The sequence below is a fragment of the Paenibacillus sp. FSL R5-0470 genome (genome assembly GCF_037975205.1).
Classification (GTDB): domain Bacteria; phylum Bacillota; class Bacilli; order Paenibacillales; family Paenibacillaceae; genus Paenibacillus_AQ.
This window is the reverse complement of record NZ_CP150238.1, coordinates 2,365,225-2,380,570: the sequence shown is the minus strand read 5'-3', so window position 1 is coordinate 2,380,570 and position 15,346 is coordinate 2,365,225. Positions and strand designations below refer to the sequence as shown.

The window sequence follows — 15,346 nt, the reverse complement described above, 5'->3', positions numbered from 1 at the left end:
GAAGTGAATCCGGAAGACGAAGCTTACAAAACTTTTAGGAGGACACTCATGTCTAAGTCCATCTCCATCTTCGATACTACATTACGCGACGGCACCCAAGGTGAAGGCATCAGTCTGTCGGCTGACGACAAGCTGAAGATTGCCAAGAAGCTCGATGATCTGGGTGTGCACTATATTGAAGGTGGCATCCCGGGAAGCAACAATAAAGACATTGAATTTTTTAAAAGAGTCAAGGAGCTTCATCTGAACGCCAAAATCACAGCGTTCGGCAGCACACGGCGGAAGAATTCCTTGGCCGAAAACGATGACAATTTAAAACGTATGATTGATGCAGGAGTTCCTGCTGCTACACTCGTCGGAAAGTCTTGGGATTTTCATGTACACACTGCATTACAGACTACGCTTGAGGAGAATCTCGCCATGATTGGCGACTCCATATCCTACTTGAAACGCAAAGGCCTTGAAGTAATTTTTGACGCCGAGCATTTCTTTGATGGATACAAGAACAATCCTGAATATGCAGCAGCCGTTCTGTCCAAAGCCCGGGAAGCCGGAGCAGATTGGCTTGTAATGTGCGATACCAACGGTGGAACATTGCCTTTTGAAATTCATGAGATTGTTACCGCTCTGGCTGGGCAGCTACCTGGAGCAAATCTCGGAATTCACACTCACAATGACTGTGAGCTGGCGGTAGCTAATACACTTAGCGCCATCGGTGCTGGAGCACGGCAAGTTCAAGGTACCATTAATGGTTACGGCGAACGATGCGGCAATGCCAACTTATGTTCCATCATCCCTACCCTTCAGCTCAAAATGGGATACCACTGTATTCCTGGTGATTCTTTACCGCAGCTTACGAACACAGCACGCTATATTAGTGAAGTTGCCAATGTTAATCTGCCGGTAAATCAACCTTATGTCGGAAATGCAGCTTTCGCACACAAAGGTGGAATCCATGTCTCCGCTATCATGCGTGATTCACGGACCTATGAGCACATCGCTCCTGAGCTTGTCGGGAATAAACAACGTGTGCTGGTCTCTGAACTGGCTGGACAGAGCAATGTGCTCTCCAAGGCGCAAGATATGGGTTTGAATTTGGATCCAAGCAGCGAGCAAGCTCGCCGGGTGATCGAGAAGATCAAAACGATGGAGCATCAGGGGTATCAATTCGAAGGTGCCGATGCCTCGCTGGAGCTATTGCTTCGGGAAGCTACTGGCGAGATGAACGAAACCTTTACCTTTGAATCCTTCAAGATGTTAGTCGAAAAAACCGCAGAGCATCCAGTTGTATCTGAAGCCTTCGTTAAACTGAAGGTTGGCAATGAGAACCTTTATACCGCTGCTGAAGGTAACGGTCCGGTCAATGCACTCGACAACGCTCTTCGTAAAGCGCTGCAGACCTACTTCCCGCAATTGAAAGAAATGCATCTATCAGACTATAAAGTCCGTGTTATAGATGAACAGGATCAGACTGCTGCGAAAGTACGGGTATTGATTGAATCCAAGAACTTCACAGACACTTGGAGTACGGTAGGCGTCTCCAGTAACGTCATTGAAGCCAGCTGGGAAGCGCTTGTTGACAGTATGCGCTACGCACTTCTGAATCAACTCTCGCTGGAAAATGAACAGTCTGGAAGTACTGAACCTAGAGGCCTGGTGAATCATTAATTCATACCTTTCATAAGCATTCATATGACGAAGAACCCCCTTCAACAGTTTAACTGTAATGAAGGGGGCCTTTTATAATTCTTTGGTGTAGATCCTTTATGATTCGGTAAGCTTGATAATTTTTTTCTCCAGCTCTTCCGGACTAAGAATGCCCAGAATAATCTCTGAGATCACTCCATTCTTGTCAATAAGCACATTGGTAGGAAATACTGCTCCGTTATATTTGCTGTACACCTCATCTTTCACATCAAACATAACCGGGAACACAAGACCGTATTTCTTAATAAAACGTTCTGCATTGGGTTTATAATCCTGACTACTCACATTAATACCGTAAATATCTAGAACATCCTTATACTTAGTGGCCATGGTGTTAAGCTCCGGAGCTTCCTCCTTGCAGGGATCACACCATGAAGCCCAGAAATTAACGAGGACTGCCTTCTCTCGCGGTCCGTCAACTACATATGTAGCCCCATCCGTTCCTTGGAGTGAAAATGAGGGAGCGCGCAGTCCAGCCTTGGGTCCTATTTTCATTGGCGGCTCATCTTGTTGTCCAAAAACAGCGGTAGCCTTCGGCTCACGATTATGCCACACCGCAAACACAGCTACACATACAATAAGAATCACTATCGTGATATTCAATTTATTTACTGCTTTCATAGGGATCTGTTCCTTTTCGAATGGAATAGTTTTCTACTATTGTACCCTCATTAACTTCAATTTCAAACCATCCATTTTTTAGACAAAAAGAAAAAATAAAAAGAGGGTATCGTCAGCGACGAAACCCTAATGAAGAGAGAGGGGTGAACAAATGGCAGCATTACAGGGAAATGTCCAGCCTATAAGACTGAAATATTCCGTACAGCAAGCACTGGGGAAGCACTTGCTGTCCAGTTACCCGCATGAAGCATGCGGTGTCCTGCTGGGTGCTGCCGCAGCGGGTGGCATGCTCATCGATACTTACGTACCTATGCGCAACGTAGCGCCAGACCCGCTGCACACATTTGCTCCCCACCCTGAAGAGTGGATTCATGTTCTTTACAATGAGCCGACACTCATCGGTTTATTTCATTCCCACCCAAATTCAGAACCTATACCTTCGGTTGCCGATTATAAAGGATTAGCAGCACTTGGATCTGAATTTAAGGTCTACCTTATTGGTTCTCCCAGAACTGAAGATGGCTGCTCTCCATTTCTGAATGGATTTTATATTGAGCGGTATTCAAAAGAACAAGGAAAAGCTTTCCCTGAACTATCTCATGCCCCGCTTCACGTTCTACTTAAATAAGCATATAAATCGCCTAAGGTATCTACTTGGCCCCGCTCCGAAATTTCGCGAAGATAAGCCACCCACAGCCGGGCTGTCATTTTGGCATCCTCTAATGCATTGTGACGTCCATGAATCGGAATTTCATGGACAAATAACAGTTCATCGAGTGTATAGTTATTTCGCTGCGGCTCGAGCCAACGTGCAAGCATCATCGTGTCCAGCACCCGGTGTGTAAGCTGAACTTTAGAAGTTCTCCATAGCGCGGCATTGAGAAAAGCTTTATCATGCGAGCTTGCATGTGCCACTAGCACATTTTGCCCCACAAAGGACATGAAATTATGAAGGCCATCAATTAAGGAAGGGGCGGACCCAGTCATCTCTTCCGTTATCCCTGTTAACCTCGTAATATCTTCTGGAATTGCCGTCTGACAATTCACCAAGGTGTAAAAGCATTCATCTTCCTTAATTTCCTCTCCAACAACCTTAATAGCACCAAACGACATAATTTCATCTCCATGCTGATGAGAAAATCCCGTCGTCTCTAAATCAAATATAACCGTCTCCAGTTCAGACAGCGGAGTACGCAGCACCTCAGGACGACGCTTCTCACGCATGAGAGATCGGATATAGGCCATTTGCTGCGCAGTCTGATGAGCAGTTTCTCCCCCTCTCATCGAAGCGATTGCCGACGGCATTCCACCTTGTCTCAGGTTGTTCCAGAATCCTCCATTCTTGCTTGGCTCCCTCATGTTCGCCACCTTTCCGCTGAGCGGAGCTGACGCTGCAACGCCCGATGAAGGCGTCTAACAAGCAGCAGACTTTCACGCAGCTCAGACAATAGCTGCTTATTCTTCAGTTCACTCTCAGCAATATAATCACTGCTGATTAACAAGCCATTCTGGACACTAAATGGCGTGTTCACTCGCATCCGCATCGCCAATAAGAAAGCCCGCCGAATATCATCTAGATGTTGATATTTGTGAAGTCTTTTAAGCTCTTCAATTCGCTCTAAGGTCGAGCTAGCTCTAATATGATGCAATAACGATAAGCGCCTAACAATGTTCACTACCGGGATATAGACTCCATACTTAATGTCAAATCCACCTGCATAATCCCCAAAGCGCTCTGTTAACACCTGTCCCAGCAGATTTAGAGTCGCTTTATGGCGGACTGTATTGCGAAGAACAGCCACAGACAACTCCTCATTGTCAATAAAACCCTCATAGAAAGCCTCTTGCCACAATGCTGATAACTCCGTACTTCCCGCAACATGACGCATATCTGAAGAAATGATAAGATACCGAATTGGCTCCCATTCCAACTGGGTTCTCCATTCCTTCAGCTGCTCCTTCCATTCCGATAACGTCTTCCTCCACACCCCTTGGGAGCACATTACTTTGCCTGCACATTTCTCATATCCCACTTCTTCAAGCAGATCGGATAACATCATTCCAAAAAATTCAAAGTATCTATTCTTCTCCCCATCCGGTTCACCCTCAACAATCAAACCATTATCCTGATCGCTCCACAGTGTAGCTTCCTGCCTTCCACTACTGCCAAACACAATAAAGGAATAAGCACAGGGAGGCGGGCCATAGCCCGCCTCTTTCATCTGCGCCTCACATATTAGTACTGCAGTCTCTGCAATAAGATCATGCATTGTATTCACACGAAACATCCATTCCTCAATCGGAATTACATTCAACTGTTCCAGTAGAATACTTTGGCAGGCAATTCGCCTCTCCCTAAGTTCCTGTGGCGAACCGGCTAAAACGATGGCCCTAAAGCTTTCTTCATCATACCCGTCTGTTAACTCCATCGAAGCCACACGGTCCGCCTCCCTATCTGAGGATTCATATTATTGTTTAAGGGTTTTGGATTCCGATTCTGCAATTAATTTCATTTGTTCAGGGTATCCGTAAGTACCATGCTCACTGATATCCAGACCCATCAATTCTTCTTCTTCCGTAACACGAAGTCCTGTTGTTACCTTCATTACATATAAGATAATGAATGAAAGCACGGCTACGAAAGCAAATGTTCCTACTACCCCAAGCACTTGAACACCCAGCTGGTGGAAACCTCCACCGTAGAACAATCCTGCTTCCCCTACCAAAGCACCTTTAGTAATAAGATCCGGTGCAGCGAATAGACCCGTGGAAACCGCGCCCCACATTCCCGCAATACCATGTACCGAGAAAGCATAGATTGGATCATCAAGTCCTGCACGTTCCAGCCATTGGGAAGTCATGAATGTGAACGCACCCGCTACTAAACCAATAATGATTGCCGCCCATGGTTCAACGTAAGCACATGCACCAGTGATCGCAACCAATGCAGCTAGAACACCATTCAGCATTGCTGGAATATCAGATTTACCAAAATACAACCAAGAAGCAATTAATGCCGCCAAACCGCCTGCTGCTGCTGCGATATTCGTTGTTAATGCTACGTGACCAAAGAAACCTCCCATTGGGGACAAAGCACTACCTGGATTAAATCCGAACCAACCAAACCAGAGGATAATCACACCGAGTACAGTAAATACTTGGTTATGACCTGGAATAATAACAGGTTTACCTTCTTTATTAAACTTACCAAGTCGTGGCTTAAGCAATATGGTTGCTACTACCGCTGCAGTGGCACCTGTAAGATGGACAACCGTGGAACCTGCATAATCTTGCATTCCCAGCTCAGCCAACCAGCCGCCGCCCCATACCCAGTGTGCTACGACAGGATAAATTACGATTGAGAATAAAATTCCGAATATAATGTACACACTGATCTTTGCACGTTCTGCCATGCCTCCAGATACGATAGCTAAGGAAACTGCTGCAAACGCCATTTGGAACAAGAATTTAACATTTAAAGTAACATCAGAAAATGCAAGTGATTCAAATGAAGATGCTGTTGAATCTCCGCCATACAAGAAGCCTGTAGTACCGAAGAAGCCGTTACCGTTACCGAAGCCAAGTCCAAAGCCAACGGCCCAGAAACATACACTCGCAATGGCTAGTGTCAGTACCGTCTTACCGGCTACGTGACCTGCATTCTTCATTCTAACTGATCCTGCTTCAAGCATCGCGAACCCTGCTTGCATAAAGAAAACTAAGATGAATGCCAGGAAGGTAAACGCGGTATCCAATCCGACCTGCAAATCTGCATTTGTTGGACCGTCCGCCGCAAAAGCACTTACCGGATAAACCATCAGCGTAATCATGGCCAGTAACATCATCAACCATTTCTTTTTCATTTTTACCCCACTCCCCAATGTTATATTTTCTAACAAAGCGTGAAACTCTTAATGTCATTATAATCAGAAGTCAGGTAAATTGACAAGACTATTTTTGGGAATGTTTTTATTTTATTTTCACTAAACTCACAAATTCTCCATAGTACACTTGAACTATCTCAGTATTTCAGGCCCATACAGCTATGAATTCATTGAAATAACTACGTGAAGATCCACTCTAATATTACTTTTTTATCGAATTATCCTTACTGATCCTCCAATAAACATAACATTAAATGTCATGTTTATAGTTAGGATTTATTAATGAGCATAATCGGTTCAAATTTGATATCACATGGAGTTTGAGTGTATTGTATATAAACAACGCATTTCATTTCATGAATTAACCTCTCTTTAATGCATATACTTTATGAAAGTATGACGTTTGACTGTATGGTTTCCAGTTTGTTATCATTACAGATAGCATAATAGAAACCACCAATATAGGAGACGACTATCCTTTATGGACAGTCGAATTCGATTAGTGAGGCGAGGTAGCATGGGGATATGATTCTATATCGAATTGGAGAATTAGCTAAGGCTGCTCACATCAGTGAGCGCACCATTGATTATTACACGAAATTGGGGTTAATCTCCCCAGAGTCAAGAAGCACCAAAAATTACCGACTTTACAGTCATGAAACCTTGGTCGACTTAGAACGTATTAATCAATTAAAGCATGACAAGTATTCATTGGAAGAAATCAAATCCATGATGAGCAAATGGAGCGAGGCTACTCCTGAAACTGACGTATCTGATAAATTAGTCGAGCTTGAGCAACATATGCAACGACTAGAACGTGAAGTAAAGGCACTTGAACCCATTATAAGCGGTCTGAAGCCGGGACAGGCCAGACGCGCGCTCTCTAACTTACTCCCACAAGGAGTGGCCTGCATGGAGGCGATTCGGCTTCTATTGCTTACGCAAGGACCGCCAATGTAAATACCATATTTACAATACAGTGGAGGAATGCAGCTATGGGAATGTATCTATTAGTAATTATCGCTTTTATTTTTTCATTATGGGCCCAGTTCAGAGTTAAAGGGACATTCAGCAAATGGTCCAAGGTCGCCAACTTAAACGGTCTGACAGGATATGAAGCAGCTAGACGCATGCTCGACGCAAATGGACTTCACGATGTTCCGATTGAGCCTGTAAGAGGTACGCTTTCTGACCACTATGATCCAATTCACAGAGTTGTACGCTTATCAGAGCCTGTTTATTATGAGAGTTCTATCGCAGCAGTCTCAGTCGCTTGTCACGAAGTGGGTCACGCCATTCAGCATAAAGTAAGTTATCCTATGTTAACACTACGTCACCGGATGTTCCCAGTAGTTAATTTTGCATCAGGTATAGCACCATTCATGCTTATGGCAGGATTTATTTTCGGTTACTTTAATCTCGTAGGCCTTGGTATCATTTTCTTCTCGGCCGCTGTTGCCTTCCAGCTTGTGACACTCCCAGTTGAGTTCAATGCCAGCAACCGGGCACGTCAAGTCATGGTAGAGCAAGGCTACATTCGTAACGAAGAGGAACGCGGAGTAGCCAAAGTCCTAAACGCAGCTGCATTAACGTACGTTGCCGCCGCGCTAGTCTCCTTACTCGAACTGCTTCGTTTGATTACCGTCTTTTTAGGTAACCGCGACTAATACAAAAATACAACACAAAAAGAAACCCCGGAAGGCTAAGAGCCAACCGGGGTATTATTTTGCCTCGCTTTAAAATAGGATATCAAAAAAGTCCGAAACGAACGCGCAACCAGCGGCAACTTACTATCTGTTCGGTAAATCAAACCAACCGTCCTCGTCACAGCAGGCTCCACAACCCTTACCTGAGCTGGCTGGAGAGGATTCGTCTGATAGAACGCCATCTCCGGCAGAAGGCTTACACCCATCCCTGCCGCCACTAAACCACGTATGGTATCAGTCTCCCCACCTTCGAATGCAATCTGTGGTTGAAATCCCGCCTGCAAGCATGCTTGCCAAACGATCGGCCTCAAAGAATAACCTTGACTGAATAGAACAAACTTTTCATTTTGAAGCTGTTCCAGTCGGATCTCAGATTCTCCTGCCAGCTGATGATTCTGAGGAAGTATTGCAAATAACTCTTCAGTCATAACAATATCTCCAGAGACATGCTCATCATTTTCCGGAAAAGGCGAAATAAACGTTAAATCCACCTCTCCAGATAATACGTCCTTTATCAGCGAAGGGTAAGAGCCCTGCTTAAAGCGAAACTTAACATGGGGATAGTGCTGGCGGAATTCTGCAACGATAGTCGGGATAAGATGCGTTCCAAGACTGTGAGGAAACCCTATACGAATCTCTCCACGTTCCGGATCTAGAAATTCATGCACTTCATTTACCGAATGTTCCAATTCCTTAAGAATACTATCCACCCGCTTGCAAAAGAGCTGTCCAACCGGCGTAAGCTGCAAATTACGCCCTTTTTGCATGAACAAGTCAACCCCAAGCTCTTGCTCCAATTGATGAATCTGACGGCTTACCGCAGACTGCGCTACATGAAGTTCCTCCGCCGCTCTTGTTACATGTTCTTTTTGGGCTACCTTTAGAAAATATTGCAGCTGTCTTAGCTCCACTCCATCATCGCCCCTGTCTTAGGCTTTTTTTAAATATACGAATAATAAGTCCATATAGGAAAAAGCCAGAAACCAAGCCTCCGATATGCGCAACCCAATTCACATTTGGTGTTGCAAACGACATAATGATCCCAATTACGAGCAAACCGTATAACGTCTTTCGCGAGCCTTCGTCCATCATCGCCCGTTGAATAACAGCAATGTATAAAAATGCGCCATAGACGGCGTAGATTGCTCCAGAAGCACCTACCGAGACCGTACCTACCTCTAATACTGAGCGACTGCTGATTGCAATCGTTAGAAAATTCGCAAGAACTCCACCTACCACATAAAGAATTGCATATCGCCACCAGCCAAGCAGGCGCTCCAGAGGCGGTGCAAATACCAGTAGAGCGAAGCTATTAAAGAATAGATGGGAAAACCCATTATGTAAAAAAATAGCCGCCACATAACGCCACAGTTCCTCTTTATACGGGCTAACATCAACTATAGCACCAAAATCAACAAGTGTTTGTATATTGGTGGATCCACCATTGAACGCCATGAGCATAAACATAATCACATTAGCTACAATGAGAAGACATGTTACCGGGTAATACCGGAGATAACTTTTCCAATTTTCATACCGAATAAATATCATTACACCCATCCCTTTACATTTATATCTTGCTCTGTTGGACATCTCCCTGTAAATAAGATTATAATTTATTGTGGCAGTAAGAGCCAATATTACAATTCGAGGAGGAAAACAAGGATATGACGCAAGAAAGAACAGGCGTAGCTACTTTCAAAAGCAGCCCCATCACTCTCGTAGGACCCAAGCTTACAGCTGGTGATCCCGCTCCTGATTTTATTCTTAGTAAGAATCTACTGGAAGAAGTGTCTCTTAGTGATTATGCCGGTAAAATCAAGCTGATCAGTGTTGTACCTTCTCTAGATACTGGTGTATGCGATGCACAGACCCGCCGGTTCAATAGCGAAGCTGCAGAGCTAGGTGACGATGTAGTTATCCTCACGGTAAGTATGGACCTACCATTTGCTCAAGCCCGCTGGTGTGGCGCTGCAGGGATCGATCGCGTAATCACTCTATCCGATCACAAAGCAGCCTCATTCGGACAAGCTTATGGCGTACTAATCAAAGAATTCCGGTTAGATATGCGTTCTATTTTTGTACTAGACAAGAACAACACACTCACCTATGTTGAATATTTGAGTGAAATGACTGAGCACCCTAATTACGAAGATGCTATAGCTGCTGTGAAGAGTTTGCTCTAATTCTCTAGAACAGTAAGTTAGCGGCCATTTTCGACAATACTTACTTATCACTGCAAGCATAAATGCCTTTGTCGTCCTTACAAGGGCGACAAAGTGTTTATGCGAGAAATATAAGACATAAAGTATAGGTGTAGAACTTATACTTTCTTATATTTTGAAAAAAGCGGAAGAAGGTCCATCCTTCTCCCGCTTTTTTTTGTAATAGAAAGATTTATCGATAATATCCAGAGCAGTCAACATTTGCGTAAACGCATTCATACAATCCCTAAGTAAGAAGGTTTAGTAAGAATCTCTGAAAATTAGTCTGCTTTGTATTTTCCTAATTTTTTGTCCAAGGACGCATATAACCGCTGAATGACACGGTAATTAGCACCCAAATCACCTAGCGAACCTCTTGATGCAGAGTACATATCTACGCCACAACGTACAGGTGTGGTATTGAGCACAGAGACAGTAATGTCCAGTGTACGGCCGAATGCCGTTCTCTTCTCCAGAGTGATCTCACCTACTGACTCCACTTCATGAAGCACCTTGAATCCAGGAATCTTCTTAAGCGTTGATGAAACTTCCTCCCAAGCTTTGTCTTTCGTTAGATTGTAATAACGCGTTTTTAATGTCGGATCTTTTGCGCGGTCGCTTGTTCCATCATGACTACGGAATAAACCGACCAAGGTTCTTTTTAACGACAAAATTCTTCCCCCTCTACAAATCCCAAGTTCATTATTCTAAGTGTAACACTCTTGTCTCAGGAACAAAAGGGTATTACTCACTTTCTCCTTGTTCCAGACACACAAAAAAGCGCCCGTTCCCAACTTTCACGGGATACAGGGCGCTTTGGCCTAAACAATAGAAAACCCGCTTATGCCGTCCGGCTACAGTGTCTTCTGAACCTGCTAGAGCAGGTGGGTGATCGCAGAAAACGTTTTTGAATTCCCCAAGTCATATAGACAGGGCTGTTCAGCTGCGCTTCGTGTAGATCTCCCAAGACATTATCATTGGTTCAAAACAACGAGCAACCGTAACGAACATCGCAGGATTTGTTATTATTATATTGCGTTTTAACGAAAAAGTAAACCTGTATGCGCTTTATTTTACACTGGAATTAAATTACTGACGATTTCCGAGTGCTTAATACTCGTCTTTGTTAAATACGTTTTACATCTTTATCCTCAACATCGTCTTCATAATCATCATCGTCATCGTCGTCATCCTCTTGATTGTTCAAAGCAGCTTCTCGCTCTTCTTCCTCTTTCAGTTTCTTCTGCTCCACCTGCAATTGCAGTTTATTATAGGTAGCATAGAAGTTAAAGAAAGCAGCCATCGCAATCAACGTTGGAATACAGATGAAATACAGTGCTGGATATCTAAGACCAATATAAGCTAGCACTGCAGCTGCAATCAAAGTTGAGAACACGCGAATTGGACGTGCTATAGTCAACAATATTGAGTTAGTCATCACTTGTTTAAAGCTCATTTGATAATGAACGACAATAGAAAAGAAGTTAAACATGGACACCGATAAAATAATCATGAGCACTAACATCAAAATACCAACAATTCTGAAGTTAGGCATTTGTGTCATGTAAACCGTTACATCGACGTACATAATAACGAACATCAATGTGTAGATAATTCCACCGAGCATACTTTTTAAATAATTCTCTTTATACCCCTGAAAAAACGTACGAAAAGTTCCTACATCCGTGTTCCCCATAACCCATTTGCGCACAACGGTAAATAAAGCCGCCGAAGCAGGAAATACTGTAAATGGCGCCAGAATCCCCATAGCCCAGTTCAATGTGAGCTGCTCATTTACTCCACCTGAGCTTGTCCCAAGCATCATCAATTTCATCAATCCAAAAAATAAAAACGGGGCGGAACATAGTGCCCATAAGATATTACTAGCTGCGATACGTGTAATCCATTCTGTGATGCGGTATAAACCACCCATTGCTCCTTTAAACTCCAATTCCCTTCCTCCTCTGTCTCTTGCATACTGCTTATCTTAACTATACCTCATTTGACCTACTCTTTTCCATAGCCCAACTTTCTGAATTCTAGGTCATCGTCTATGCATTAAGTCTATAAAGTCCATATATTGGGATTGTGACCATAAGAATTTCCAAAATCACTACATTCTAAAGGAGGTTATTATATGTCCTCACCTGTTGGCTACGGCGGCTGGACTTCCACTGGTACGATCCTCGTATTGTTTATCCTGCTCGTTATCATCACTCGTACTTTCATTTAAATAAGCTGCTAATTCAATAAACACCCTTATATTTCAGCAAAAAGAAGACGAGAACCGCTATTCGGCATCTCGTCTTCTTATATTTTGATAAATCATCCCCCGCGGGTTCTGATCAAGTATTAATTATCGAAATCTTCGCGTTTTGCTGGACGTGTGCTCGTGCTGCTTGGGCGAGTAGATGGTTTGCGGTCTGCACTGCGGTTCGCTCCACCATCACGGCTAGCTGCGCCATCACGGTTGCCTTTATAGCCACCGCCATAACCGCCACTGCCACTACCATAGTTACTACCACCGCTGCTGTAGCCACCACGACTTCCGCCACCGTTGTTGTCACGGTTTCCACGGTATCCGCCAGTGCTGCCACCGGAAGTACCACGGTTGCCACCATAACCACCATTAGGTTTGCGGCCACTGCGAATGTCGTTCTTACCACCACGACGTTTAGCACGGATTGGATCTTCAGGAGTCAATTCAATTGCAGAATCCTTCTTATCACCAGTCAGAAGCTTCATTGCAGCTGACAGCAATTGTACAGAATCATATTGCTCAAGCAACTGAATAGAAATACCTTTGTACTCATTCAATTCACCGTTCTCAACCATTTCAAGCAAGCGCTCTGCTGTTACGCGTTGTTTACCTTCAATAGCCTCAGCCATAGTTGGCAATGGTTTACGAGTAATACGGTGACGAGTAACGCGTTCGATCAAATGCAGGTGATCCATTTCGCGTGGAGTAACGAAAGACCAAGCTGTACCCTCTTTACCAGCGCGACCAGTACGACCGATACGGTGTACATAGCTTTCTGGATCTTGCGGCAAGTCAAAGTTAATTACATGAGTAACGCCAGATACGTCCAAACCACGAGCCGCTACGTCAGTAGCTACCAGCACATCAATGCTGCCATCACGGAATTTACGCATTACAGCATCACGTTGGTTCTGAGACAGGTCACCATGTAATCCATCAGCTGAGTATCCACGTTTTTGCAAAGCTTCTGCAAGCTCATCAACCCGGCGCTTCGTGCGTCCGAACACGATTGCAAGCTCAGGTGATTCCATATCAATCAAACGACTAAGCGCTTCGAACTTTTGACGTTCAGGTACTTCAACATATGCTTGATCAATCAGCGGAGCACTGATTTGTTTCGGAATAACGGAGACGTGTTGCGGGTTGTTCAGGAATTGCTGTGCAAGACGTTGAATGTTTGGAGGCATTGTAGCCGAGAACAACATAGTTTGACGCTCTTCAGGAACGAGCTTGAGGATTGTCTGAATATCTTCCATAAAGCCCATATCCAGCATTTCATCTGCTTCATCCAATACAACAGTTTGAACATCATCCAAACGAATGGTTTTACGGTTGATATGGTCAAGCAAACGTCCAGGTGTACCAATAATAATTTGTGGTTTCTTCTTAAGACCACGGATTTGGCGACCAATATCTTGTCCGCCATAAATTGCCAACGAACGAAGACCTTTAAAACGGCTTAGCTTACCGATTTCTTCTGATACTTGAATGGCCAACTCACGAGTTGGTGCCATGATAAGTGCCAGAATTTTTTCGTCTTCGCGATTAATCTTCGAAATGAGGGGGATACCAAAAGCAGCAGTCTTACCTGTACCAGTCTGTGCTTGACCGATCAGATCCGACCCAGTCAATGCCAATGGAATTGACTGCTCCTGTATCGGTGTTGCCTCCTCAAATCCTAACTCTGTGATTGCTTGTAGCACTTTTGGCTCCAAGCCAAATTCTGCGAATGTTTTCAAATTATTCATGCTCCTTCTATACAGTGGACATTCCACATGCTTGTCTGTATTCTTAAGTAGCGGTAAACACATTTATATGCTGTCCAATCATGCTCTTTTTTCTGCATGATATAGCGCTTTTGGGACGAAAAGCCTCCCTTTCATCAGGTACTTCATTGTACCTGAGCAACTGTAGCTTTACATCCGATGCAATGCAAAAATACCATTGTAACGTCCTACTCAAGAATATCCTGTACATTATATCACAACTCTAAGTAGGAATACCAGTGGGTTCCTTTCTTTTCATTGCATACATGGTTTATTTTTAAATTTATTTATAGAGGTGGATTTGCTTGTTAAGACAGATTTGGAATTGTATTGCAGTTATTTTTGGGGCAGCGTTGATCGCCAGTGGATTTAATCTTTTTCTAATCCCTCATCGCTTACTCAGCGGAGGAGTATCCGGGCTTTCGATGTTAGTGGGTTACTTTACACCACTAAACATAAGCCTCTTGTACTTTCTCTTTAATATTCCATTGCTTGTAGCTGGTTGGTTCCAGCTAGGCCGGAGATTTATTATGCTAAGCATGTTATCCGTTGTGGCAACAACCTGGTTCTTGACGATCATTCCCGAATATTTGGTAGCTACTGATATGCTGCTTTCTTCTGTATTTGGTGGCGTGCTGGTCGGTATTGGCTGTGGCTTCAGCTTCCGTGCAGGTGGTTCATCCGGAGGTTTTGATATCCTGGGATCCATCATCACTAAATTCCGCGATTTCCCAGTTGGAAACGTGGTGGTTAGCTTAAACGGACTCGTTATTCTTGCCGCGGCATATTTTGATAACAACTGGAACTTGGCTCTTGCATCGATGGTATCTATATATGTAACTGGTAAGGTACTGGACATGATTCACATCAGCCATTTAAAGGTAACCGTATATATAGTAACAAATCGTACAGATGAGCTCCTTCAGCACTTAATGGGGCTTCAACGCGGTGTCACAAAGATTAAAACAGAAGGCGCTTATTCTCATGTTGAAAAGGACATGCTAATGACAGTAACAACCCGCTACGAACTTGCTGAACTGCAACGTATTATCCGCACGACAGATCCTCAAGCATTTGTAAATATTGTCGAGACAGTTGGTGTTATGGGCTCCTTCCGAAAAAGATAACAACTGGCAACGAAAAGTATTATTTTGGAAAATGCACCAATCACAGAATTGTGATATATTATAATCACGCA

Annotated in this window: 16 protein-coding genes and 1 other RNA gene; 7 read left to right on the top strand and 10 right to left on the bottom strand. The window is 43.8% G+C overall.

Annotated features, from left to right (window positions below; all coding sequences use genetic code 11):
• The first annotated feature begins 48 nt into the window (after positions 1–48).
• Positions 49–1,668 carry a citramalate synthase gene (cimA, locus tag MKY99_RS10180; RefSeq protein WP_042186855.1) on the top strand — a complete coding sequence of 540 codons (1,620 nt, stop codon included), beginning with the start codon at positions 49–51 and terminating at the stop codon, positions 1,666–1,668.
• Between the two features lie 96 nt (positions 1,669–1,764).
• Here cimA and MKY99_RS10175 read toward each other — a convergent pair whose 3' ends face one another.
• A complete protein-coding gene (locus MKY99_RS10175; protein WP_339270261.1) occupies positions 1,765–2,310 on the bottom strand; it encodes a TlpA disulfide reductase family protein in 546 nt (181 codons plus the stop codon).
• 169 nt (positions 2,311–2,479) lie between these two features.
• On the opposite strand from MKY99_RS10175, the gene MKY99_RS10170 reads away from it, so the two are divergent.
• Entirely contained in the window at positions 2,480–2,956 is a 477-nt protein-coding gene (locus tag MKY99_RS10170) for a M67 family metallopeptidase (protein ID WP_339270259.1), read from the top strand.
• Here MKY99_RS10170 and MKY99_RS10165 read toward each other — a convergent pair.
• From MKY99_RS10165 to MKY99_RS10155, 3 genes are read right to left on the bottom strand one after another with little or no spacing between them, the layout of a single operon-like run.
• Positions 2,938–3,687: an exonuclease domain-containing protein gene (locus tag MKY99_RS10165; protein WP_042186851.1), complete on the bottom strand. Its 750-nt coding sequence runs from the start codon at positions 3,685–3,687 to the stop codon at positions 2,938–2,940. The two genes, MKY99_RS10170 and MKY99_RS10165, sit on opposite strands and share 19 nt — an antisense overlap.
• On the bottom strand, positions 3,684–4,757 hold the full coding sequence (locus MKY99_RS10160; RefSeq protein WP_339271586.1) for a DUF294 nucleotidyltransferase-like domain-containing protein: 1,074 nt from the start codon (positions 4,755–4,757) through the stop codon (positions 3,684–3,686). Before MKY99_RS10160 ends, MKY99_RS10165 begins: the two co-directional genes overlap by 4 nt.
• Positions 4,758–4,796: 39 nt before the next feature.
• A complete protein-coding gene (locus MKY99_RS10155) occupies positions 4,797–6,191 on the bottom strand; it encodes an ammonium transporter (protein ID WP_042186849.1) in 1,395 nt (464 codons plus the stop codon).
• 546 nt (positions 6,192–6,737) lie between these two features.
• On the opposite strand from MKY99_RS10155, the gene MKY99_RS10150 reads away from it, so the two are divergent.
• Both MKY99_RS10150 and MKY99_RS10145 read left to right on the top strand, forming a co-directional pair.
• Positions 6,738–7,172, top strand: a complete 435-nt coding sequence (locus MKY99_RS10150; protein WP_042186848.1) for a MerR family transcriptional regulator — start codon at positions 6,738–6,740, stop codon at positions 7,170–7,172.
• Between the two features lie 35 nt (positions 7,173–7,207).
• The gene (locus MKY99_RS10145) at positions 7,208–7,879 is read left to right on the top strand and encodes a zinc metallopeptidase (RefSeq protein WP_042186846.1); all 672 of its coding nucleotides are present in this window, start codon (positions 7,208–7,210) and stop codon (positions 7,877–7,879) included.
• Between the two features lie 35 nt (positions 7,880–7,914).
• Here MKY99_RS10145 and MKY99_RS10140 read toward each other — a convergent pair whose 3' ends face one another.
• Positions 7,915–8,829, bottom strand: a complete 915-nt coding sequence (locus MKY99_RS10140) for a LysR family transcriptional regulator (RefSeq protein WP_042186843.1) — start codon at positions 8,827–8,829, stop codon at positions 7,915–7,917.
• Positions 8,830–8,833: 4 nt separating this feature from the next.
• Positions 8,834–9,469, bottom strand: a complete 636-nt coding sequence (locus MKY99_RS10135) for a rhomboid family intramembrane serine protease (RefSeq protein WP_339246907.1) — start codon at positions 9,467–9,469, stop codon at positions 8,834–8,836.
• Positions 9,470–9,585: 116 nt separating this feature from the next.
• On the opposite strand from MKY99_RS10135, the gene tpx reads away from it, so the two are divergent.
• Positions 9,586–10,104 (top strand): thiol peroxidase, encoded by a 519-nt coding sequence (gene tpx, locus MKY99_RS10130; protein ID WP_339270256.1) that lies wholly within the window; start codon positions 9,586–9,588, stop codon positions 10,102–10,104.
• 299 nt (positions 10,105–10,403) lie between these two features.
• On the opposite strand, the gene MKY99_RS10125 is transcribed toward tpx, so the two are convergent.
• The 3 genes from MKY99_RS10125 to MKY99_RS10115 all read right to left on the bottom strand — a co-directional run bounded on the left by MKY99_RS10125 (position 10,404) and on the right by MKY99_RS10115 (position 12,073).
• Positions 10,404–10,793: a DUF1499 domain-containing protein gene (locus tag MKY99_RS10125; protein ID WP_042186839.1), complete on the bottom strand. Its 390-nt coding sequence runs from the start codon at positions 10,791–10,793 to the stop codon at positions 10,404–10,406.
• 159 nt (positions 10,794–10,952) lie between these two features.
• Positions 10,953–11,144: non-coding RNA, 6S RNA (ssrS, locus tag MKY99_RS10120), on the bottom strand.
• Positions 11,145–11,248: 104 nt separating this feature from the next.
• Positions 11,249–12,073: a DUF624 domain-containing protein gene (locus tag MKY99_RS10115; protein ID WP_042186837.1), complete on the bottom strand. Its 825-nt coding sequence runs from the start codon at positions 12,071–12,073 to the stop codon at positions 11,249–11,251.
• A gap of 186 nt (positions 12,074–12,259) precedes the next feature.
• Here MKY99_RS10115 and MKY99_RS10110 point away from each other — a divergent pair, with 186 nt between their 5' ends.
• Entirely contained in the window at positions 12,260–12,355 is a 96-nt protein-coding gene (locus tag MKY99_RS10110; protein ID WP_042186834.1) for a hypothetical protein, read from the top strand.
• Positions 12,356–12,474: 119 nt separating this feature from the next.
• Here MKY99_RS10110 and MKY99_RS10105 read toward each other — a convergent pair whose 3' ends face one another.
• Entirely contained in the window at positions 12,475–14,121 is a 1,647-nt protein-coding gene (locus MKY99_RS10105; RefSeq protein WP_076283171.1) for a DEAD/DEAH box helicase, read from the bottom strand.
• 332 nt (positions 14,122–14,453) lie between these two features.
• Between MKY99_RS10105 and MKY99_RS10100 the strand changes: the two genes are divergently transcribed.
• On the top strand, positions 14,454–15,275 hold the full coding sequence (locus MKY99_RS10100; RefSeq protein WP_076283172.1) for a YitT family protein: 822 nt from the start codon (positions 14,454–14,456) through the stop codon (positions 15,273–15,275).
• The last annotated feature ends 71 nt before the right edge of the window (positions 15,276–15,346 follow it).